This is a genomic window from Planktothrix sp. FACHB-1355 (assembly GCF_014748295.1).
In the GTDB taxonomy this organism is placed as follows: domain Bacteria; phylum Cyanobacteriota; class Cyanobacteriia; order Cyanobacteriales; family Aerosakkonemataceae; genus Aerosakkonema; species Aerosakkonema funiforme_A.
On the sequence record NZ_JACJUP010001099.1, the window covers coordinates 1 to 2,358 of the forward strand.

At 39.9% G+C, this 2,358-nt stretch carries 1 protein-coding gene; it reads left to right on the top strand.

Annotated elements, in window-relative coordinates:
* Positions 1 to 2,358: PAS domain S-box protein (locus H6S82_RS29450; protein ID WP_191057195.1), on the top strand; the 2,358-nt coding region annotated here is incomplete at both ends.

Sequence of the window (2,358 nt, forward strand, 5' to 3'; positions counted from 1 at the left end):
ACTTGGAGATCTTACCAGCAAATCTCCCAATCACGCTCTACAATCTTTGGCAGAAATATGCGTTGATTCTCTGAGTTTATACCAGAAAATTACATTAACAAACAGTCAAGGCCAAGAATTATATAGTTTAGTTGAATGTCAACCAGTTGCGCCTAAAAGTTTAACAAATATTTCCCAAACAGAAGCTTTCTTTCGCGCCAAAAAAGCAGGGGAATTTATCAGTAAAGTTTCCTTTGTTAAGGATAAACCTTTGGTAACCATATCGCGAAACATCCTAAGCAAAAATGGTGACCAATTTGTGGTAATAGCGGTAGTAAATTTTGAAAATTTATGGACAAAATTGAGTATACTTGAACCTGGAAAAGGCAGCTACTTTTATATAGTCGATCGCCAAGGTAATTTAATTGGATACAAAGATATAAAAGTAGTCGGAGAACGAAAAAATTTGGCATCATTTCCGACTGTCAGCCTCCTAATTAAAAGAGGTAAGGGAATCACAGCCAAACGATATATTGGTTTGTTAGGTGTAGAAGTTATCGGGACATCAACTTTAATCAGAAGAACAGGTTGGGGTATCATTGTCGAACAGCCAGTAGCCCAAGCATTAGCGGCACCGCAGAGATTGATTGTCCATTTTACTTTGTTAATAGTAGCTGTTAGCTTTGTGGCAATTGTTGCAGCAATTATGTTGGCTCAATATATCGGGCATCCAATTAATTTATTAGCTCAAGGTGCTGAAGCGATCGCGCAAGGAGATTTATCTTACTTTATCAAAATTAATTCCAAAAATGAAATCGGGATACTGGCTCGCGCTTTTAATCAAATGACGCGCCAGTTAAGAATATCCCGCGAAACATTGGAGGAATACAACCGCACTTTGGAACAAAGAGTGGAGCGACGAACTCAAGAACTCAAAAAATCGCAACAAAGGCTTTCTCTGCTTTTCCAACAGACACCTTTAGCAGTGATTGAATTTAACACTAATTTTGAAGTCATTGAATGGAATCCAGCGGCAGAACAAATTTTTGGTTATACCAAAGATGAAGCGATCGGCCATCATTTAACCGATCTAATCGTACCCGAAAATGCTAAAGTAGAAGTCAACCAATTTATTGAAGCCCTTTTAGCAAGATGCAGTCCAACTCGCAACACCAACGATAATCTTACTAAAGATGGTAAAAGCATTATTTGCGAGTGGTATAGCACACCTTTGATCGACAGCGATGGAAATGCGATTGGCATAGCTTCAATGGCGCTCGATATCACCGCTCGCAAACAGGTAGAAGAAGAACTGCGAACAAGCAAAGAATATCTGCGCCTGATTATAGATAATATTCCTCAGCAAGTTTTCTGGAAAGATACTAATTTAGTTTTCCAAGGTTGCAACAAAAACTGGGCAAAATACGCTCAACTGGAAAATCCGGAAGCAGTAGTAGGTAAAACAGATTACGACTTGATTCCCAAACGAGAAGTCGCCGAATTATTCCGCGCCCAAGATCTTCACATCATGGAAACGGATACACCGGAATTACACGTAATTGCTACCAAACAAAAACCCTCAGCAGAAGGGAAAACTATTTGGCTCGATATCAGTAAAATTCCGATTCACGATTCCAGTGGAAAAGTCATCGGTATATTAGGGGTAGTGGAAGATATTACCGATCGCAAATATACAGAAGCAATATTACACCGTCAAGCAGCAGTAATCGAAGCAGCATTGGATGGGATTTCTATCCTCAATTACCAAGGAGAATTTCTGTATACTAACAAAGCATTTGCCGAGATTAACGGCTACGAAAACCCAGCCGAATTAATTGGGAAAAGCTGGAAAGTTATGTATTCAGAAGACGACTTACAAAGAGCAGAACAAAGATATCAACAAGAAATTATACCTGCACTCCTAAAAGACCGACAGTGGCGGGGAGAAGAAACAATGGTAAGGAAAGATGGGAGGAAAATTTCACTGGAAGTTTTGCACTATATTCTGGACAGTGGCGAGCAAGTTTGCATAACACGGGATATTACCGCACGCAAGCAAGCCGAATCAGCACTGCGGGAGAGAGAAGAACAATATCACAGCATATTTGAAGCCACTAGCGATGGGTTAATTATTAATGATTTTGAAGGTTACGTTGTTGAGGCTAATACCGCTGCTTGCCAGATGTATGGATATCATTACGAAGAATTTATCGGTATGCACGGAAGCGAATTTATCCATCCTCAAGAACACGAACGCGCCTTAAAAGATCTCCAAAAACTGTTTAAAAATGGAGGTTATTTTAAAATCCAAGGAACTCATGTGCGGAAGGACGGTGCTGCTTTTCCAATGGAGGTACACGCCATGAGCTTTCTTTACAA